The sequence below is a fragment of the Magnetospirillum molischianum DSM 120 genome (assembly GCF_000294655.1).
Taxonomy (GTDB): domain Bacteria; phylum Pseudomonadota; class Alphaproteobacteria; order Rhodospirillales; family Magnetospirillaceae; genus Phaeospirillum; species Phaeospirillum molischianum.
Map to the genome: position 1 here is coordinate 58,379 of NZ_CAHP01000016.1, position 18,595 is coordinate 76,973.

Here is an 18,595-nt window from a genome sequence, read left to right on the forward strand (position 1 = left end):
GGAGAATTCCCTTTCCGGCGGGAGGCGGGATGTTCGCGCCGTGTCTCGACAAGAGTCCTGTGCAGGCTTATAAGCAACGGCTTAACAGAATTTCCCGGATGCCGTTCCATGCACGATCTGAAGTCGATTCGCGACAATCCCGAAGCGTTCGATGCCGGCCTCGCCCGGCGCGGATTGCCGCCCCAATCGGCGGCGATCCTAGAGCTTGACGCGCGCCGTCGCTCGGCTCAGACCACCGTTCAGGACTTGCAAGCGCGGCGCAACGAAGCGTCGAAACAGATCGGCCAGATCAAGCGCCAGGGCGGCGATTGCGACGCTCTGATGGCCGAGGTCGCGGCCCTTAAGGAACGCATCCCGGCGATTGAAGACGAAGAGCGGGAATTGGGGGCCGAGATCGAAACGGCCCTTGCGTCGTTGCCCAACCTGCCCGACGATTCGATTCCCGATGGCCCGGACGAAAGCGCCAATGTCGAGATTCGCCGCTGGGGCACGCCTCGCGCCTTCGACTTCACCCCGCTCGACCACGACGTTCTAGGCGAGAAACTGGGGATGGATTTCGACGGAGCCGCGAAACTGTCCGGTGCCCGTTTCGTGGTGTTGAAGGGAAGCCTGGCCCGATTGCAGCGAGCAATCGGCCAGTTCATGATTGACATTCAGACCACCGAACACGGCTATACCGAAATCGATCCGCCGTTGATGATCAAGGACGCCGCTGCCTTTGGCACCGGCCAACTGCCCAAATTCAGCGAGGATTTGTTCAAAACCAACACGGGCCACTGGCTGATCCCCACCGCAGAGGTGCCGCTGACCAATCTGGTCGCGGATTCGATCCTGGACGAAAAGGATTTGCCGCTGCGGATGACCGCACTGACCCCCTGCTTCCGCTCCGAAGCCGGGTCGGCGGGCAAGGATACCCGCGGTATGATCCGCCAGCACCAGTTCCACAAGGTCGAGATGGTCGCTGTCGTTCATCCCGACCGCTCGGACGAAGAGCACGAGCGGATGACGAAGTGTGCGGAAACGGTCCTGCAACGGCTGGGGCTGCCCTATCGCGTCGTAGTCTTGTGCGCAGGCGACACCGGCTTTTCCTCCCGCAAGACCTATGACATCGAAGTGTGGCTGCCGGGTCAGCAACGCTACCGCGAAATCTCGTCCTGCTCGAATTGCGGCGAGTTCCAGGCACGACGGATGAAGGCCCGCTTCCGGCCCGAAGGCGAAAAGGGCACCCGCCCCGTCCACACCCTGAACGGATCGGGGCTGGCGGTGGGGCGCACTCTGATCGCCGTGCTGGAGAACTACCAGCAGGCCGATGGCAGCATCACCGTGCCCGAGGCGTTGCGGCCGTATCTGGGCGGTCTGGAGCAGATCGGCTAATGTTTGCTCCCGTCGCCGACCTATCGGGCCTGCGCATCCTGATCTCCAACGACGATGGCATTGCCGCGCCGGGAATCAAGGTGCTGGAGCGCATCGCCCGTACTCTGTCGGACGATGTTTGGGTGGTTGCCCCCGAACACGAGCAGAGTGCCGCCGGGCACTCGCTGACGATCCGCCGTCCGCTTCGGGTGCGCGAGTTATCCCCCCGCCATTATGCCGTCGATGGCACCCCCACCGACGCGGTTCTGCTCGGCATCAACCATATCATCAAGGACAAGCGCCCCGACCTGATGCTGTCGGGGATTAATCGCGGTTCGAATCTGGGCGAGGACGTCACCTATTCCGGAACAGTGGCGGCGGCGATGGAAGCGACAATCCTGGGCGTTCCCGCCATTGCGCTGTCACAATTCGTCACACCGCCCGAGCCAGTGAAATGGGACACCGCCGAAGATTGGGCGGTAGGCGTGATCCGACGGCTGCTATCCCTGGGCTGGCCCCGCAACGTGCTGATGAACGTCAATTTCCCCGACGTTGCCACCGCCGATGTCAGCGGAATCGAGGTCACCGGTCAGGGAAAGCGTAAGTTGGGCGATGCGATCGTCGAACGCGCCGATCCGCGTGGCGATCCCTACGTTTGGATCGGCGCCCAGCGTGCCGAAGATCGCGGCATCCCCGGCACGGATATCGAAGCGGTGTGTAGAGGAGCGGTTTCGGTAACGCCGCTGTGCTTTGACCTGACAGATCGCCCTACCATGCAGGCCTTATCCGCCATCTTCCCATGAGTCCGGCCGAATCCCGCGTTCATCGCCTGTTGGCCGAGTTGCGACGACATGGTGTCGGCGATGCGAGGGTTCTGGCGGCGATTGGGCGGGTGCCGCGCCACCACTTCATCGCACCTCCTTTTCTCGATCAGGCATACGAGAACGTCGCGTTGCCAATCGGTCGCGGCCAGACCGTCAGCCAGCCGATGGTGGTCGGGCTGATGACCCAGGCTCTGGCGGTCGGCGAACGGATGAAGGTATTAGAGATCGGCACCGGATCGGGCTATCAAGCGGCCGTGCTGGCTCCGCTGTGCCGACGACTCTATTCGGTCGAACGCCATCGCCCTCTGCTGAGTGAGGCCGAAGCGCGTTTACGTCACCTTCGCATCCACAATGTTACCTGCCGCCTGGGCGATGGCTCACGCGGCTGGCCGGAACAAGCACCATTCGACCGCATCATCGTCACTGCCGCCGCGCCGGATGTCCCGCCCGCCCTACTCGAACAATTGAAGCCAGACGGCCTTATGGTGCTGCCCTTGGGTGATGTCGGCGGGATAGACCAAGAACTGGTGCTGATCGCCAAAACTCCAGAGGGACTCGATATCCGTCCTTTTCTTGCAGTCCGTTTCGTCCCTCTGGTCGAAGGACTGCCTGAGGAATAGGCTTAGACTTGGGTATTCAGTAGATGATTATGTGTAGAACGTCCAATCCCCCCTAGCCAAGCGATTGAAAAAAGAACGATTCATCACTTCCGTATTAATCCTGAGGCCGTTACTCTTTGTTCCTCTGGAATGTGAAAATTCCGCCGCCTACGATAGGGGCCATATCGTTGTGCCAGTCAGACGCCCACTTCAAAAGTCACGGTCAGTGAATGAGTGACGATTTCGAACTGTTCGACGACGCACCGGCCTCCCCCGCTCCCCCTACGCCACAGGGTAGCGGAGGGAACAGCGACCTGTTTTTCGATATTGACGACAAACCCACCGCCGTCGCCGGCATTCCGGCTGCGCTCAGCGTGCGCGAACGAGTCGCCCAAACCAAGGCTTTGTTCGCCGTCGAGGATGAAGACAGCCAAACCTTGCGTACCGCCTCCGCCCCGGTGGTCGAGGCGATGGGAGCGCTGGTTGGTGACAGTCTGACCTGGGTCAGCCGCTTCCCTCCCTTTGGCGACAAGCTGACCGGCGATGCCCGCACCACCCTTGCGGGCGTGTTAGAAGAACATTGGTGTCACCTCTATCGCGGCGAGTTCACCGCCGATTACAACGCCACCGCCCAGCAACTGGGGTTCATGCTGGCCTATATGGATTTGGGGGCAAACTGGTATCAGGCGATGGCCAGCGCCGGAGCCTCGCGGGCACTGGAGCAGATTGCCAGGACCAAGCGAGGGTCGATTCCGCTCGCCGGTATCGTCATGCGGGTGGTGATGCTGGATGTCTCGGTGGTTACCCACGATTATTTCGCCGCCGAGACCCAAAACCGCGCCAAGATGGTCCAGGATTTGGCCGGTAACTTTGAACGCTCGATCAAGCAGGTGGTCGAGGAAGTCGGTGCCATGGCTCTTTCGCTGAAAAGCCACTCCGACGAAATGCTCAGTCGGTTGTCACACATGGACTTCGAGACGGTCAATATGGCCGCCGCCGCCGAGGAAGCCGCCTACAGCGTAGACAACATCTCCAGCAACACGTCTCAGCTTGCCCAATCGATCAGCAACATCCGCGACAATGTGGTCCGCACCTCGAACGCGGCGGAACAAGCCGCTCAGACCGCCCAGGCCACCGATGCGGCGATGCGTCATCTGCTGGAAGTCGCCGGCCGGATCGGTCGGATCGGCCAGACCATCGAAGGGATCGCCCGTCAGACCCGGATGCTGGCTCTGAACGCCACCATTGAATCGGCACGGGCCGGAGAGGCCGGACGCGGCTTCGCCGTCGTCGCCGATGAAATCAAGAAACTGTCTGAACAGACCCGCCGCGCCACCAAGGAGATCGCCACCTCGGTCGATGAGGCGATCCGCGCCACCAACGATGCGGTCAACACCATCACCAGCACCGTCACCTCGGTCGCCGGTATCAATGTTGTCGCGACCGAGGTTCGCGATGCGGTTGAAGCTCAGACCAGCGCCACCGCGATTATCGCCAATCACGTCGGCGAAGCCGCTTCGGGAGCCAAATCGGTCACCGCCTCGGTCAACAGCGCGATCGAAGCCCTGACCGTTTCCAGCTCTGCCGCCGGTGAGCTGAACCGCTCGGCCGACGCTCTGTCGATCAAAGCGTCGATCATGCGCACAGAGGTCGACCAGTATCTCGACCGGCTGCGCCATATGGGCTAAAGCTTGGTGCGTTCCGCATCCAGCCTTGGGAGTCCTTGGGGCACGGTTCCAGATTTGACCGCCAGCCCCCCGACCGCCCAGCCCTCGGAGAGAGTTGCCCGCCTCATGAATGAATCCGTTATTCGCCGCCGCGAGATGCTGTCTCTGACCCCACTGTTTTCGGCGGTACCAGCCTCCCTACTTGACGAACTAGCGGCCAAGGCCAGAACAATCCGCGTCTCCGCACGCGAACAATTATTCAGCAAGGGCGATCCCGGCGACAGGCTCTACTTAGTTATTGCAGGCGTGATCCGCATCAGCACGCTGTCCCCCGAGGGACGCGAGGTCACCTACGGACTGATCAAGGCGGGAGAATTGTTCGGTGAAATCGCGGTCTTGGACGGAGGACGCCGCTCCGCCGATGCTACCGCACTGGAGCCCAGCGAGCTTCTGACGCTCGACCGGCGCGACGTGATCGATTTTCTCGACCGCCACCCTGCCCTGGCGCTTCACCTTCTCCGTGTTTTGTGCGAGCGGCTGCGCCGGGCCGACGACCTGCTCGAAGACGTGGTGTTCCTGTCGCTGCCGGGTCGTCTGGCCAAACACCTGCTGGTACTGGCGGGCACGCTGTCGAGCCGCGAGGTTCCCGAGGCCGCCCCGACAATCCGCCTATCGCAACAGGAACTCGCCGATCATCTTGGCATCAGTCGCGAGAGCGTTAACAAGGTTCTGTCGAAATGGGAACAGGCCGAAATGGTCACCCTGGGACGGAGCCAGATCACCCTGAACTGCCTCGACGCACTGGGAAACCTCGCCCAGCCTTCGTCATAGGCCGGGCGGCTTCGGCCGGAACCGAGGGAAGACAAATCCTCTGATCAGAGCGGGCGCGGCGCGGGATCTGAACCGTAAAGCTGACGGGCACGACGTTCGAACGCTGAAACCATCAGCCGCACCGCTTCGTTGAACAACGCGCCGATCAGGGTTTGGAGCAGCTTCGAGCGGAACTCGAAATCGACATAAAAATCGATTTCGGTGGTGCCGTCGGGCATCGGGTTGAACACCCAATGATTGTTCAGATAGTGGAACGGGCCTTCGGTATAAGTGACATCGACCCGGCGATTTGGGTCCAAGGTGACTTTCGAGGTAAAACGCTCGCGTACCATCTTAAAACCGATCACCAGATCGGCGAAAAATACATCGCCGTCGCGCCGACGGATGCGTGACGCCACACACCACGGTAGAAAATCTGGATAGCGCTCGACATCGGCGACCATCGCATACAGCTTTTCGGGGGCGTATGGCAGAATACGCTTTTCGGCATGAGTGGGCATGAAGTCCTCTAGGATGCGGCCTGCCCGCGCAGAGCGCGCAGGACCTCGAAGTCACGGTCGGCATGATGGGAAGAACGGGTCAGCGGCGTCGAGGCCACCATCGCAAAGCCCTTGGCCCGAGCCTGGGCAGCGTAATCGTCGAACTCCTCTGGGGTGACATAGCGCTCGATCGGCGCATGTTTCGGCGTCGGCTGAAGATACTGTCCGATCGTCAGCGCGGCAACTCCGGCTGCGCGCAGATCATCCATAACCTGAAGGACTTCCTCGCGCGTTTCGCCCAAGCCGACCATCAAACCGGATTTGGTGACGATACCGGGGGAAGCTTCCACGGCGCGCTGCAACAGCCGAAGCGAAATGAAATAGCGGGCACCGGGACGAATCGAGGGATACAAGCGCGGCACCGTCTCCAGATTATGGTTGAAGACGTCGGGTCCAGCGGCGGCGACTCGTTCAACCGCGTCGCCTTTATCACGAAAGTCGGGAGTCAGAACCTCGATGGTGCAGTCGGGACTGGCGGCACGAATCCGCTCGATGCAAGCAACGAAATGACCGGCCCCACCGTCAGGCAGATCGTCACGATCGACCGAGGTGACAACGACATGGCGCAATCCCATCGCTACCACCGAAGCGGCCAACCGCTCGGGCTCGTCGGCATCGACCGCGCCGGGACGGCCAGTACGGACGTTACAAAAGGCGCAGGCACGGGTGCAGATATCGCCCAGAATCAGGAAGGCGGCGTGATGACGGCCCCAGCATTCGCCCACATTCGGGCAGGCGGCTTCCTCGCACACGGTGTGCAGCCGGTTCTCCCGCATCAACCGGGCGACATCGACCGCCTGGGTCGAAACGGGGGCGCGAACGCGTATCCAGGCCGGCTTCGGGGGGCTGGGACGATCCGGTCGATGGACCTTCTCGGGATGACGAGGAAGAAGAGGGCTGCTCATTCTCTCGATATCATCCTTGACCGGCCGAAGGTCAAGAGAAAGAGTTCATCCACAGCCCCTGTATCGCAGACACCCTATCCTGTAGATGTTCGAGCGGATTGACCGCCTCGGTGCCGCGCCGAATCTCGAAATGCAATTGCGGCTGTGCCGCGTTACCAGAACTGCCCACGGTTGCAATTATCTGACCCCGCCGCACTCTGTCGCCACGGCGAACCTTCATCTGCTCGGTATGAGCGTAGGCGGTCATCCAACCATCCGCATGCTTGATGAGCAAAAGATTCCCAAAGCCTTTCAACTCATTCCCGACATAGACCACCACTCCGTTCTCTGCCGCTTTGACCTGGGTGCCACGAGGAACGGCAATATTGATGCCGTCATTATGTTGGCCCTTGCCCGGCAGCGGGCCGAATTCGGCAACCACCTCTCCCTTCACAGGCCATAGAAACGCCCCCGAAGATCGGGCGGGTGGAGTAGCCTCCACCGGCGCAACGGCGGCAGTCTGGGCTGGAGTTGGTGTTGAGGCCGGAGTAGGAGCCGAAAGCGGCGGCTGAAGCGGCACTTGAGCGGACGATGACGATGACGATGGCGCTGACGCCCCCCCCGCCGAAGACGAAGAGGGGACATTGGCCAGGGTATCACGTGGTGGTGGCGGCAAAACCGCCGGAGAGCCGCCCTCGGCATGCGGCGAAGCGATCACCAGCCGCCCCGGCGACGATGACGGCGACGGTGGCGGCGAAGACGTGGGCACAACCTGGGACGACTGAGTCTGGACCTGCTGGGCCGGAGCCTGCGGAGACGTGGAGGCCGTCGAAACGGACGGCGAAGGGTCACCGCCACGATCGCCGCCGGGCAGGGTCAAATGTTCGCCAACCCGCACGACATAAGGCGGCGTCTTGTTGTTGGTTGCCGCCAGACTGTTGAAATCAACCTTAAAGCGGCGAGCCAGTCCCAGTAGGGTATCCCCCTTCTGCACCACGTAATCCGTGCCGCCGCCGGGCAGGCGCAGCACTTGCCCTGGATTCAGCTGATAAGGCGGTTCAAGCCGGTTCGCGTCGAGCAGATCGCGTACCGACAGGTTATAGCGGCGCGCAATCGAATAGACAGTATCCCCAGCCACAACCGTCACTGAAAGCGGTCGCTGAGATTGAGCGGAGCCAGACGGCCCCTTCGTCACCGGAGCGCGGGCGTTCCAACTTGGCTCGCACGCAGCCACCAGCCCGGCCAGGGCCACAAGCACGACCAGCCGCACGGGGAAATGGGCAGGGAAACCGTTCATGCCGCCACTATAAACGCGCCCGACCGACCGGGGCAATCGCCGCTGCTTAAAGGGCACCCTCTGCGGCAACGGATGACAGGGGAGACGTTACCGCATAAAATCAACTTAACGTCGCTAAAGGTGGTGGGCATGCAAAAGAGACGGATTTGGGAACGAACGGTTTTTTATACCGGGGCCGAAATCCGTAAGAAGGAGGATAAAGGGAATCGTACCTTACGGCCTATTCCTTCATCCGAGAGTAACTCGGCATATTTTCCCGTCACCAAGCCGACCGACCCACAATGACGCCCCCCCTCGCCGGACAATGGAGTCTCGATTTCCCCACTCACTCGTGTGAGCAGCTATTCAACATCGCGGTCGATATCGAATCGTATCCGCGCTTCTTGCCGTTCTGCCGCACCGCCCGCATCCGCCATCGCCACGGCAATGTGCTCGACGTCGATAACGCCTTTGGAGCCGGGCCTATCCAGGCTCACTTCCAGACCAGAGCCGTGTTCGATCCCCCGCATCGGCTTGAGATTACCTCACGTCAGGCACCGTTTACCCTGTTCCGCCTGATCTGGAGCTTTACCCCACTGCCCGGCGGCGGCTGCCGGGTCAACGCAGCCTATCACGTCGCGCTGCGTTCATCGCTGCTGCAATCACTGGCGCGGCTGTCGCTGCCTGAATTCGAACGCCGCGTCCTGTCGGGCTTTCGCCATCAGGTCAGCGTGGTCTCGGGGGGATAGACGAAAATCCAAGCCGTTTTGACAAAAAAGAGCGGGGCTTGCCCCGCTCTCTTTCTTCATAAGATAGATTCTGGTCGCGAAAGAGCGATCAGATCATCTTGTCGAGTTCGCGAACCACCGCCTCGCCCATCACCGTGGTCGAGACCTTGGCCTTGCCGACTTGCATGATATCGCCGGTACGCAGGCCACCCTTCAGCACGGCTTTCACCGCGGCTTCGATCATGTCCGCCTCTTCGGCCAGATCGAAGGAGTAGCGCAGACACATCGCGAAGGACAGGATGGTGGCCAACGGATTGGCCATGTCTTTCCCGGCGATATCCGGAGCGGACCCATGCACCGGCTCGTACAGAGCACGGCGACGGCCGGTCGCGTCGGGGGCACCGAGCGAAGCCGACGGCAGCATCCCCAGAGATCCGGTCAGCATTGCCGCACAATCCGACAGGATATCGCCGAACATGTTTTCGGTGACCATCACATCGAACTGCTTGGGGTTACGAACTAGCTGCATCGCCGCATTATCGACATACATATGCGACAGCTCGACGTCCTGGAATTCTTCCTGCTGTAGCTTGATCATTTCTTCACGCCACAGAACGGTACATTCCAGAACATTGGCCTTATCGACCGAACAGACCCGCTTGTTGCGCTTGCGGGCCAGTTCGAAGGCGATACGGCCAATACGACGAACTTCCTCGGTGGTGTAGACCAGAGTATTGACGCCCTTGCGCGAACCATCGGGCAGGGTCTCGATCCCGCGCGGCTCGCCGAAATACAGACCGCCGGTCAATTCGCGCAAGATCATGATGTCAAGGCCAGACACGACCTCGGCCTTCAGCGTCGAGGCCTCAGCCAGGGCGTCAAACACGGTCGCCGGGCGCAGATTGGCGAACAGGCCCATTTCCTTACGGATCTTGAGCAGACCGCGCTCGGGCTTGAACTGGAACGGCAGATTGTCCCACTTCGGCCCACCGACCGCGCCGAGTAGAACCGCGTCGGCGGCCAGCGCCTCGGCCAAGGTGCCATCCGACAACGGGGTTCCGTGGACATCGTAGGAGGCCCCGCCGATCAACCCTTCGGACAGATCGAACTCAATCTTCCGACGCTTGCCCAGCCAGTCGATAATACGACGCACCTGCGCCATCACTTCAACGCCGATACCGTCGCCGGGAAGGATCAGAAGTTTCTTGGCGGCCATGCTAGACTCCCAAATTATACCGTAAGATTGCTGCCTAGCCCCTTCGTGGGGTGGCGTCAACCTCTGTCATGAAATTGCAGGATTGCTTACAGCCACGGATAAGATTGCCGCCGCTTCTCTTCGAACGAAGCGATATGGGCATCGCGCTGCAACGTCAATCCGATGTCATCGAGTCCGTTCAGCAAACAGTGCTTGCGGAACGGATCTATGTCAAAGTGGATAGAACCACCATCGGGACCAGTAATGACCTGCTTATTCAGATCGACAGTCACCACCGCATTGGCACCGCGGTTGGCGTCGTCCATCAGCTTGTCAACTTGTTCCTGCGGCAACTTGATCGGCAGAATGCCGTTCTTGAAGCAGTTGTTATAGAAAATGTCGGCGAAGCTGGGGGCAATGACGCAGCGGATGCCGAAATCCAAAATCGCCCATGGCGCGTGTTCGCGCGACGATCCACAGCCGAAATTAGCACCCGAAACCAAGATCGAGGCCGAGCGATACGCTGCCTTGTTCAACACGAAATCGGCAACTTCCTTGCCGTCCGGGGTATAGCGCATCTCGTCGAACAGGTTCTTGCCAAGACCCGTCCGCTTGATCGTCTTCAGAAACTGCTTGGGGATGATCATGTCGGTATCGACATTGATCATCGGCAACGGCGCCGCGACGCCGGTAAGAACAGTGAATTTGTCCATGGCGTTAGAGCCCTCTCACGTCCGTCAGCCTGCCGGTGATCGCCGCTGCCGCCGCCATCGCCGGAGAAACGAGATGGGTGCGGCCGCCACGTCCCTGGCGCCCCTCGAAATTACGGTTGGAGGTCGAGGCAGAGCGCTGGCCCGGCTTCAACTGGTCGGCATTCATCGCCAGACACATCGAACAGCCAGGTTCACGCCATTCCGCACCGGCCTCCAGGAAAATCTTGTCGAGGCCTTCGGCTTCCGCCTGTTCCTTGACCAGACCCGAGCCGGGCACGACCAGAACCTGGACACCCTGGGCAACCGTGCGGCCCTTGAACACCTCGGCGGCAGCGCGGAAATCCTCGATGCGGCCATTGGTGCAAGAGCCGATGAACACCACGTCGATCGGAATGTCGGTAGCCTTCATCCCGGCGGTCAGGCCCATGTAAGCGATCGAGCGTTCAACCGCCTTGCGCTTGCCCTCATCGGCGATCTCGGCCGGGTTCGGCACAGTGCCGGTGATCGGAATCACGTCCTCGGGGCTGGTCCCCCACGTCACCTGAGGCACCAGAGTCGAAGCGTCGATCTCGATCTCGGCATCGAACTGCGCGCCCTCATCGGTGTGCAGGGTCTTCCAGTAGGCCACGGCGGCTTCGAACGCGGCGCCCTTGGGAGCGCGCGGCTTGCCCGCGACGTAGGCGAAGGTTTTTTCGTCCGCAGCGATCAGACCGGCGCGTGCGCCCGCCTCGATCGTCATGTTGCAGACGGTCATCCGCCCTTCCATCGACAGGTCGGTGATCGCCTCGCCAGCATATTCGATCACATAGCCGGTACCGCCAGCGGTACCGATGCGGCCGACGATCGCCAGCACGATGTCCTTAGCGGTCACACCAGCGGGAGCCTTGCCCTTCACCGTGATCCGCATGTTCTTGGCGGGCTTCTGCACCAGGGTCTGGGTAGCCAGCACATGCTCGACTTCCGAGGTGCCGATGCCGAACGCCAGCGAGCCGAATGCGCCGTGAGTGGACGTGTGGGAATCGCCGCAGACAATCGTGGTGCCCGGCAGGGTAAAGCCCTGTTCCGGCCCGACGATGTGGACCACACCCTGACGAATATCGTCCATCGGGTAATAGTCGATGCCGAAGCGGGCGGCATTGGCGGCCAGGGTTTCGACCTGGAGGCGGCTCTCGGGGTTTTCAATCCCGCGCGAGCGATCGGTGGTCGGCACGTTATGGTCGGCCACCGCCAACGTCTGGGCGGGATGCCGAACGCGACGACCCGCCAGTTCCAGCCCTTCGAAAGCCTGCGGAGAGGTGACTTCGTGGACCAGATGACGGTCGATATAGATCAGACAGGTACCATCATCCTGGACGTCCACCAGATGGGCGTCCCAGATTTTGTCGAACAGCGTGCGAGGCTTGGCCATATCGATTTCCTGAAATACGGCACGGCCTCGACATCGCGTCCGGGACCTCCGGGCAACGAGGCCGCACCCGACCATCGGGCATCCCGACCCCGTCCGCATCTTCTCCAAAGAAAAGAGGCGGACGGGACGGACGAGGGCCCGATCAGGTCAAGTTTATTCCTTCGCCTTCGCCTTGGCGGCGGCGGCATCGGCACGTTCGGCGGCGGCCACCTTGCCGGAATGACCGGTGGTCTGTTCGGCGATACGGGCGGACTTGCCGCGACGATCACGCAAATAGTACAGCTTGGCACGCCGCACGTCGCCACGACGCACCACTTCGATCGAAGCAATGTTCGGGGAGTAGAGCGGGAAGATACGCTCGACGCCTTCGCCGTAAGAAATCTTCCGCACGATGAAGGAGGAATTGATCCCGTCGTTCTTGCGGGCGATGCACACGCCTTCATAGGCCTGGACACGCTCGCGATTGCCTTCGATGACCTTCACGTTCACCTTCAGCGTGTCGCCGGGCGCGAAGCTGGGGACGCCGCGTTCGGCGGTCAGCTTCTCGATCTGCTCCTTTTCGAGCTGCTCAATGATGTTCACCATGGCTCAACCCTCGCTCACGTCAATGGCGGCAACATACCGATCCCACAGATCGGGCCGGCGCCGCCGGGTTATCTCCTCCGCCTGACGCCGCCGCCAGACGCGAATCTTCTCGTGGTGACCGGACAGCAAAACCTCCGGCACCGCCCGCCCGTCCCAAATCTGGGGGCGGGTATAATGGGGATATTCCAGCAATCCCCACTCGAAGCTCTCTTCCGCCAGCGATTCGGCCGCACCCACGATTCCGGGCAACAACCGCACCACCGCGTCCAACATCACCAGCGCCGCCAGTTCTCCGCCCGACAGGACGAAATCTCCCGCGCTGATTTCCAGCGCCCCGTGAGCCTCCAGCACCCGCTGGTCGACGCCCTCGAAGCGCCCGCACAACACTCTGACCCCCGGCCCNGCCGCCAGCTCGTGCACCAAAGGCTGGTCGAGCCGTCGGCCACGCGGGGACATATAGATCAGTGGTCCCGTGCCGCCCGCGCCGCGAATAGCGGCATCGAGCACATCGGGACGCATCACCATGCCGGCACCGCCGCCGAACGGGGTGTCGTCAACCGACCGATGACGATCGGTGGCAAACCCCCGAATATCGACGGCATCCAACGCCCAGATCCCCTCCTCCAGCCCGCGACCGGCCAGGGACATCCCCAGCGGCCCCGGAAACATTTCGGGGAAGATCGACAGCATTGTTGCCCGCCAGGGCCGCTTAGTCTCGGCGTCCACTGGCTTCTTTATCCTCGTTCTCGTCGATGGCATAGACCGGCGGCACCACCACCAGTCGTCTACCCGCGACATCGACCACAGGAACATCAGCCCGAGAGAAGGGAACCATCATCGCCCCCCCATCCGCGAGCGTGATTTCCAGCACGTCGCCAGCACCAAAATCACCGACCGACGCGATTGTCCCCAGACGGGTTCCGTCTGGAGCCTCGGCCACCATCCCGATCAGGTCGGAATAGAGGAACTCGTCCTCATCCGTACCGGGCAGGCGGTCGCGATCGACATACAGCCGGGTACCGCGCAAAGCCTCGGCGGCATTACGATCAGAGATTCCATCAAGAGTGGCAATGACCACGCCCTTGGCTTCTCCAACCACCACCATCCGCAACTTGCGGCTGCCGCCTTCGTCCTCCACCGGGGAGTACCGGCCGATATCGACCGGATCCTCGGTGAAGCTTTTGACGCGGACGGCACCCCGCACCCCCTGTGCGCCTACCACAATTCCGACGCAGACACGGGACGACATCGGCACGGATTACTCGGCGGACGCGGCAGCGGCGGCACGCTCGGCCTGATCCTTGGCGCGCTGCTGCGCCTTGGCCTTCGGCTGCGGCTGCTTGGTCTGCTCGGCGCGTTCGGCCTTAGCGATCAGGCCAAGGTCGGCAAAGAAACGAACCAGACGATCGGTGGGCTGGGCGCCGACCGACAGCCAATGCTTCACCCGCTCCTGGTCCAGGATCAGACGCTGGCCGTTCTCGTTCGGCAGCATCGGGTTGTAGGTGCCCACCTTCTCGATGAAGCGGCCATCGCGGGGCGAACGCGCGTCGGCGACCACGATCTTGTAGAACGGGCGCTTCTTGGCGCCGCCGCGGGAAAGGCGAATCTTCAGAGCCATCCTTGGGTCTTCCTCTCGTTCGAACCAATAATACGGGCGGAGATCACCGCCCCATTCTCGCACCGGGGGGCAGAAGCCCGGCAATGCCGTGGCGCTTCAGCCCTTTTTGACCCAGCTTGGATACTTTTTTCATTACGTCGGACATCATCATGTACTGCTTGAGCAGCCGATTGACTTCCTGCACGTCGACACCGGAGCCTGCGGCGATACGCTTTTTGCGCGAAGCCTTGATCAGGTCGGGATTGCGGCGTTCGGCCATCGTCATCGACAGGATGATCGCTTCCTGACGTGCCAACAGCTTCTCGTCCACACTGGCGTCTTTCATCGCGGCGGCCATCTTGCCGACACCCGGCAACATACCGATCACGCCTTTCAGATCGCCCATCTTCCGCACCTGACCGAATTGCTTGCGCATGTCGTCCAGGTCGAATTTTCCTTTTTCGATACGCTTGGCGAGACGCTCGGCCTCTTCCTTCTCGATGGTCTCCATCGCCTTCTCGACCAGGCTGACGATGTCGCCCATGCCGAGGATACGACCGGCGATGCGGTCGGGATGGAACACTTCGAGCGCGTCCAGCTTTTCGCCAGCGCCAAGGAATTTGATCGGGCGGCCCGTGACGGCGCGCATCGACAGAGCGGCACCACCTCGGGCATCGCCGTCGATACGGGTCAGCACGATACCGGTCACGCCGACCTTTTCGTTGAATTCGCGCGCCAGGGTCACCGCGTCCTGACCCGTCATCGCATCGGAGACCAGCAGGGTTTCGGTCGGCTGGGCGACGTCGCGCACCTCGGCGACCTCAGCCATCAGCTCCTGATCGATGTGCAGGCGGCCAGCGGTGTCGAGGATGACGACATCGTAGCCTTCCTTACGGCCGACATCGAGGGCGCGGCGGGTGATCGCCACCGGCATCTCGCCCATCACGATCGGCAGCGAACCGACCTCGGCCTGACCGGCCAGAATCTCCAACTGACGCTGCGCGGCGGGACGATAAACGTCGAGCGAGGCGAGCAGAACCTTCTTCCGGTCCTTCTTCAGCCGCACCGCCAGCTTCGCCGAGGTGGTGGTCTTGCCCGACCCCTGAAGGCCGACCATCAGAATCACCACCGGCGCGGCGGCGCTGAGGTTCAACTCAACGCCTTTGGTCCCCAGGGTGTCGATCAGTTCATCATGAACGATCTTGACGACCATCTGCCCAGGACTAACCGACTTAATAACATCGGTGCCGACGGCACGGGCCTTGACCCGACCGATGAATTCCTTAACCACCGGCAGGGCGACATCGGCTTCGAGCAGAGCAACGCGAACTTCGCGCAGCGCCTCGGTGACGTCGGCCTCGGTCAGCGTGCCCCGCCCCGTCAGGCGTTCGAACACACCGCCCAGTTTCGAGCTCAGGCTTTCGAACATGTGACCCCCACTTTGGACACCAAACCCGCGACCCCAAAAAATATTGCACGCCGGTGCGCGAAACTCGCGGGCCGACGGACCCCCTTAGGGGCGGTGGTCTTCAGCGAACCGAAGAGAGGCGCTTGTATCCCGCCGCTCCCCCGTCGTCAAGCGAATTACAGAGCAAAACCGAATGACCGGCGAGAACAGCGTGCCGCGATTTAGGGGGGAGCCGAAGCCCCTCCCCTACCCTTTCAGCCGGGCGGCGATGCTGTCATAGGACTCGACCCGTGCCAGCGGACCGATCGCGGCAACAGTAGGAACGCCCGAGAACAGACGACGGGCCACGCGGGCACAATCCTCCGGCGTTACAGCCTCAATCCGCTCGACCACCTCGGCCACCGTCACCGGACGGCCATAGACCGCGACCTGACGCGCCAACTGTTCGCAGCGTGACGAGGTGCTTTCGAGACTCATCAGAATCGACGCCTTGAGCTGGGCACGGGCGCGCTGAACCTCGATATCGCGCACGCCCGACCCGACCTTGACGATTTCGTCGCACATCACCGGAATCAGCTCGGCAACCTCGTCCTCGCCAGTCCCGGCATAGACCCCGAACAATCCGCCATCATCGTAGGACGACGCGAACGAATAGATCGAATAGACCAGACCACGCTTTTCCCGAACCTCCTGAAACAGGCGGCTCGACATCCCGCCGCCGAGCAATGTCGATAGGACGGACGAGGTGTAATAGTCGGGGTCTTCATAGGTGACGCCATCGAACCCGACGACGACATGAACCTGCTCCAGGTCACGTTCCTCGCGGTAATCACCGCCGCGATAGCGTGCCGCTTCGGTCGTTGCCGTGCGCGGCGCGGGCAAGGCGCTGAAGGCGCGGTCGGCTGCCGCGACCAGCTTGTCGTGGTCGATTCGGCCCGAGGCAGACAGCACCATCGCCGGAGCCGAGTAATGATCGCGCATGTAGCCCAGAACCGTCTCGCGGCTCATCCCACGGACCACAGCCTCGGTACCGAGAACGGCGCGGCCAAGAGACTGATCGGGATAGGCGGTGGCCTGGAAGTGATCGAAGATAATATCATCGGGCGTGTCGATCGCCTGATTGATCTCCTGCACCACCACCGCCTGCTCGCGGGCCAGTTCCTCGGGATCGAGAGTCGAGTGCTGGAGGATATCGGCGATGATGTCGAGCGCCAGCCCGGCATCTTCTTTCAGCACCTTGGCATAATAAGCGGTATGGTCGCGGGCGGTATAGGCGTTGAGATGGCCGCCAACCGCGTCCATCTCCTCGGCGATGTCGAGCGCGGTACGGCGCTCCGTGCCCTTAAAGGCCATGTGTTCGAGCAGATGCGACACACCGTTGACCGCCGCCGGTTCGTGACGGGTTCCGGCTTCGACCCAGACCCCGAGTGATACCGTCTCGACCGTATCCATCGGATCGGTCACGACCCGCAGCCCAGACGGCAGAAGGGTCTCGCGAATTTCGGCGCTCATGCTCTGCCCCGACCGACAAAAGTCCGCACCGCGTCCTTCACGGCCCCGGCATCGTTGGCGACAGTCTCCATCCGCTCCGGCCGCTCGAACAGATTGGCCAGATGCGGCGGCAAACCAGGACGGGTCCCGGTGGCTTGTTCCACCGCGTCGGGGAACTTGGCGGGATGCGCGGTCGCCAGCGCGACCATCGGCAAGCCCGGTTCAAGCACCGCCCGGAACCCGGCGGCAATTCCGATCGCGGAATGTGGATCGAGCGTTTCCCCGGTCTCGCGTTTGAGCCACCGCATCGTCGCCAGCGTCTCCGCATCGTCGAAGCGATAGGCTGAAAACAGGGGCCGCATCGATTCCCACGCCCCTTGAGGCAGGGCCATCGTGCCGGTCTGGCGGAAGCCGGTCATCAAATCGGTGACCAGCGCGCCGTCGCCGTTGAGAACCAGCGACATCAGCCGCTCGAAATTACTGGAAACCTGAATATCCATGCTAGGGGACAAGGTGGGAACGACCACGCCACTCTGCATCACCCCGCTTTCAAAAAAGCGGGTCAGGATATCGTTGGTGTTCGAGCCGACCACCAACCGCTGGATCGGCAGCCCCATCAACCGGGCACAATAGCCCGCGAAGATATTGCCGAAATTGCCGGTAGGAACCGAGAAGCCGACTGGACGATCGGGAGCGCCCAGAGACAATGCCGCCGAGAAATAATAGACGATCTGGGCCATCACCCGCGCCCAGTTGATCGAATTGACCGCCGACAGGCGCACTTCGTCACGGAAAGCGGAATCGGCGAACAGGGACTTCACCAGATCCTGGCAATCGTCGAAAGTCCCCTCGACCGCCAGATTGCTGACGTTGCTGGACAGCACCGTCGTCATCTGGCGGCGTTGCACCTCGGACACCCGCCCCTTGGGATGAAGGATCAGGATATCGACGGCGGAACGATCACGGCAGGATTCGATCGCGGCAGAGCCGGTATCGCCCGACGTGGCGCCGACGATGGTCACCCGTTCGCCCCGGTGAGTCAGCACATGGTCGAACAAGCGCCCGACCAGTTGCAGGGCATAGTCCTTGAAAGCGAGCGTTGGGCCGTGAAACAGCTCTAACACCCACTGATCCGCCCCGATCTGGCGCAACGGCGCCACCGCCGGATGCGTAAATCCGGCATAAGATTCAGCGCATAAGCGGGACAGTTCAGGCTCGGCGACGCTGCCGGCCATAAACGGGCGCATCACCCGAGCCGCCAGTTCGGGGTAAGACAGGCCCCGCATCGCGCGAATCTCTGCTGGCGAGAAATGCGGCCATTCGCGCGGCAGATATAATCCACCATCGCGAGCCAGACCCGCCAGCAACACGTCGTCGAAACCAAGAACAGGCGCGGAACCGCGCGTACTCACATAGTCCAAGGGGCAGCTCTCCGGGGAGGCATCGTAAGGGGCGGTACACTAGCCAAGTTTTTCGGCAGTGTCACGAGGAGGGCGC

The 18,595-nt window shown here is 61.8% G+C and carries 19 protein-coding genes; 6 read left to right on the forward strand and 13 right to left on the reverse strand.

The genetic code is table 11. The features are described from left to right. The first annotated feature begins 108 nt into the window (after positions 1–108). From serS to PHAMO_RS07120, 5 genes are all read left to right on the forward strand, one after another. Positions 109–1,374, forward strand: coding sequence for a serine--tRNA ligase (gene serS / locus PHAMO_RS07100; protein WP_002727835.1), 1,266 nt, complete (start codon positions 109–111; stop codon positions 1,372–1,374). Beyond that, positions 1,374–2,156, forward strand: a complete 783-nt coding sequence (gene surE, locus PHAMO_RS07105) for a 5'/3'-nucleotidase SurE (protein WP_002727836.1) — start codon at positions 1,374–1,376, stop codon at positions 2,154–2,156. Before serS ends, surE begins: the two co-directional genes overlap by 1 nt. Next, positions 2,153–2,797, forward strand: coding sequence for a protein-L-isoaspartate(D-aspartate) O-methyltransferase (locus PHAMO_RS07110; RefSeq protein WP_002727837.1), 645 nt, complete (start codon positions 2,153–2,155; stop codon positions 2,795–2,797). Before surE ends, PHAMO_RS07110 begins: the two co-directional genes overlap by 4 nt. Before the next feature lie 209 nt (positions 2,798–3,006). Beyond that, the gene (locus PHAMO_RS07115) at positions 3,007–4,464 is read left to right on the forward strand and encodes a methyl-accepting chemotaxis protein (RefSeq protein ID WP_002727838.1); all 1,458 of its coding nucleotides are present in this window, start codon (positions 3,007–3,009) and stop codon (positions 4,462–4,464) included. 105 nt (positions 4,465–4,569) lie between these two features. Further along, positions 4,570–5,274, forward strand: coding sequence for a Crp/Fnr family transcriptional regulator (locus PHAMO_RS07120; protein WP_002727839.1), 705 nt, complete (start codon positions 4,570–4,572; stop codon positions 5,272–5,274). 44 nt (positions 5,275–5,318) lie between these two features. On the opposite strand, the gene PHAMO_RS07125 is transcribed toward PHAMO_RS07120, so the two are convergent. From PHAMO_RS07125 to PHAMO_RS07135, 3 genes are read right to left on the reverse strand one after another with little or no spacing between them, the layout of a single operon-like run. Next, the gene (locus tag PHAMO_RS07125) at positions 5,319–5,774 is read right to left on the reverse strand and encodes a type II toxin-antitoxin system RatA family toxin (protein ID WP_002727840.1); all 456 of its coding nucleotides are present in this window, start codon (positions 5,772–5,774) and stop codon (positions 5,319–5,321) included. 8 nt (positions 5,775–5,782) lie between these two features. Beyond that, entirely contained in the window at positions 5,783–6,718 is a 936-nt protein-coding gene (lipA, locus tag PHAMO_RS07130; protein WP_002727841.1) for a lipoyl synthase, read from the reverse strand. Positions 6,719–6,749: 31 nt separating this feature from the next. Beyond that, positions 6,750–7,994, reverse strand: coding sequence for a peptidoglycan DD-metalloendopeptidase family protein (locus PHAMO_RS07135; RefSeq protein WP_002727843.1), 1,245 nt, complete (start codon positions 7,992–7,994; stop codon positions 6,750–6,752). Positions 7,995–8,275: 281 nt separating this feature from the next. Here PHAMO_RS07135 and PHAMO_RS07140 point away from each other — a divergent pair, with 281 nt between their 5' ends. Further along, on the forward strand, positions 8,276–8,722 hold the full coding sequence (locus tag PHAMO_RS07140) for a type II toxin-antitoxin system RatA family toxin (protein WP_002727845.1): 447 nt from the start codon (positions 8,276–8,278) through the stop codon (positions 8,720–8,722). Positions 8,723–8,810: 88 nt separating this feature from the next. Here PHAMO_RS07140 and leuB read toward each other — a convergent pair whose 3' ends face one another. From leuB to thrC, 10 genes are all read right to left on the reverse strand, one after another. Next, positions 8,811–9,917, reverse strand: a complete 1,107-nt coding sequence (gene leuB, locus PHAMO_RS07145; RefSeq protein ID WP_002727847.1) for a 3-isopropylmalate dehydrogenase — start codon at positions 9,915–9,917, stop codon at positions 8,811–8,813. Positions 9,918–10,003: 86 nt separating this feature from the next. After that, on the reverse strand, positions 10,004–10,609 hold the full coding sequence (gene leuD / locus PHAMO_RS07150) for a 3-isopropylmalate dehydratase small subunit (protein WP_002727849.1): 606 nt from the start codon (positions 10,607–10,609) through the stop codon (positions 10,004–10,006). 4 nt (positions 10,610–10,613) lie between these two features. Beyond that, positions 10,614–12,017, reverse strand: coding sequence for a 3-isopropylmalate dehydratase large subunit (leuC, locus tag PHAMO_RS07155; protein ID WP_002727851.1), 1,404 nt, complete (start codon positions 12,015–12,017; stop codon positions 10,614–10,616). A 153-nt stretch (positions 12,018–12,170) separates the two neighbouring features. After that, entirely contained in the window at positions 12,171–12,599 is a 429-nt protein-coding gene (gene rplS, locus PHAMO_RS07160; protein WP_081504484.1) for a 50S ribosomal protein L19, read from the reverse strand. A 6-nt stretch (positions 12,600–12,605) separates the two neighbouring features. Continuing rightward, positions 12,606–13,361, reverse strand: coding sequence for a tRNA (guanosine(37)-N1)-methyltransferase TrmD (gene trmD, locus PHAMO_RS07165; protein ID WP_051002390.1), 756 nt, complete (start codon positions 13,359–13,361; stop codon positions 12,606–12,608). Then, complete coding sequence (gene rimM, locus PHAMO_RS07170) at positions 13,312–13,851, reverse strand: ribosome maturation factor RimM (RefSeq protein ID WP_002727857.1); 540 nt, start codon at positions 13,849–13,851, stop codon at positions 13,312–13,314. The genes trmD and rimM overlap by 50 nt, the downstream gene beginning before the upstream one ends. A gap of 9 nt (positions 13,852–13,860) precedes the next feature. Then, positions 13,861–14,220 carry a 30S ribosomal protein S16 gene (gene rpsP / locus PHAMO_RS07175; RefSeq protein WP_002727859.1) on the reverse strand — a complete coding sequence of 120 codons (360 nt, stop codon included), beginning with the start codon at positions 14,218–14,220 and terminating at the stop codon, positions 13,861–13,863. Between the two features lie 43 nt (positions 14,221–14,263). After that, on the reverse strand, positions 14,264–15,628 hold the full coding sequence (ffh, locus tag PHAMO_RS07180; RefSeq protein ID WP_002727862.1) for a signal recognition particle protein: 1,365 nt from the start codon (positions 15,626–15,628) through the stop codon (positions 14,264–14,266). A 225-nt stretch (positions 15,629–15,853) separates the two neighbouring features. Beyond that, positions 15,854–17,119, reverse strand: coding sequence for a M16 family metallopeptidase (locus PHAMO_RS07185; RefSeq protein WP_002727864.1), 1,266 nt, complete (start codon positions 17,117–17,119; stop codon positions 15,854–15,856). Then, the gene (gene thrC / locus PHAMO_RS07190) at positions 17,116–18,519 is read right to left on the reverse strand and encodes a threonine synthase (protein WP_002727866.1); all 1,404 of its coding nucleotides are present in this window, start codon (positions 18,517–18,519) and stop codon (positions 17,116–17,118) included. The genes PHAMO_RS07185 and thrC overlap by 4 nt, the downstream gene beginning before the upstream one ends. Positions 18,520–18,595: the final 76 nt, after the last annotated feature.

Excerpts from the sequence above, each read along its gene's own strand:
- serS (WP_002727835.1), top strand. The coding sequence starts at position 109 with ATGCACGATCTGAAGTCGATTCGCGACAATCCCGAAGCGTTCGATGCC.
- surE (WP_002727836.1), top strand. The coding sequence starts at position 1,374 with ATGTTTGCTCCCGTCGCCGACCTATCGGGCCTGCGCATCCTGATCTCC.
- PHAMO_RS07110 (WP_002727837.1), top strand. The coding sequence starts at position 2,153 with ATGAGTCCGGCCGAATCCCGCGTTCATCGCCTGTTGGCCGAGTTGCGA.
- PHAMO_RS07115 (WP_002727838.1), top strand. The coding sequence starts at position 3,007 with ATGAGTGACGATTTCGAACTGTTCGACGACGCACCGGCCTCCCCCGCT.
- PHAMO_RS07120 (WP_002727839.1), top strand. The coding sequence starts at position 4,570 with ATGAATGAATCCGTTATTCGCCGCCGCGAGATGCTGTCTCTGACCCCA.
- PHAMO_RS07125 (WP_002727840.1), bottom strand. The coding sequence starts at position 5,774 with ATGCCCACTCATGCCGAAAAGCGTATTCTGCCATACGCCCCCGAAAAG.
- lipA (WP_002727841.1), bottom strand. The coding sequence starts at position 6,718 with ATGAGCAGCCCTCTTCTTCCTCGTCATCCCGAGAAGGTCCATCGACCG.
- PHAMO_RS07135 (WP_002727843.1), bottom strand. The coding sequence starts at position 7,994 with ATGAACGGTTTCCCTGCCCATTTCCCCGTGCGGCTGGTCGTGCTTGTG.
- PHAMO_RS07140 (WP_002727845.1), top strand. The coding sequence starts at position 8,276 with ATGACGCCCCCCCTCGCCGGACAATGGAGTCTCGATTTCCCCACTCAC.
- leuB (WP_002727847.1), bottom strand. The coding sequence starts at position 9,917 with ATGGCCGCCAAGAAACTTCTGATCCTTCCCGGCGACGGTATCGGCGTT.
- leuD (WP_002727849.1), bottom strand. The coding sequence starts at position 10,609 with ATGGACAAATTCACTGTTCTTACCGGCGTCGCGGCGCCGTTGCCGATG.
- leuC (WP_002727851.1), bottom strand. The coding sequence starts at position 12,017 with ATGGCCAAGCCTCGCACGCTGTTCGACAAAATCTGGGACGCCCATCTG.
- rimM (WP_002727857.1), bottom strand. The coding sequence starts at position 13,851 with ATGTCGTCCCGTGTCTGCGTCGGAATTGTGGTAGGCGCACAGGGGGTG.
- rpsP (WP_002727859.1), bottom strand. The coding sequence starts at position 14,220 with ATGGCTCTGAAGATTCGCCTTTCCCGCGGCGGCGCCAAGAAGCGCCCG.
- ffh (WP_002727862.1), bottom strand. The coding sequence starts at position 15,628 with ATGTTCGAAAGCCTGAGCTCGAAACTGGGCGGTGTGTTCGAACGCCTG.
- PHAMO_RS07185 (WP_002727864.1), bottom strand. The coding sequence starts at position 17,119 with ATGAGCGCCGAAATTCGCGAGACCCTTCTGCCGTCTGGGCTGCGGGTC.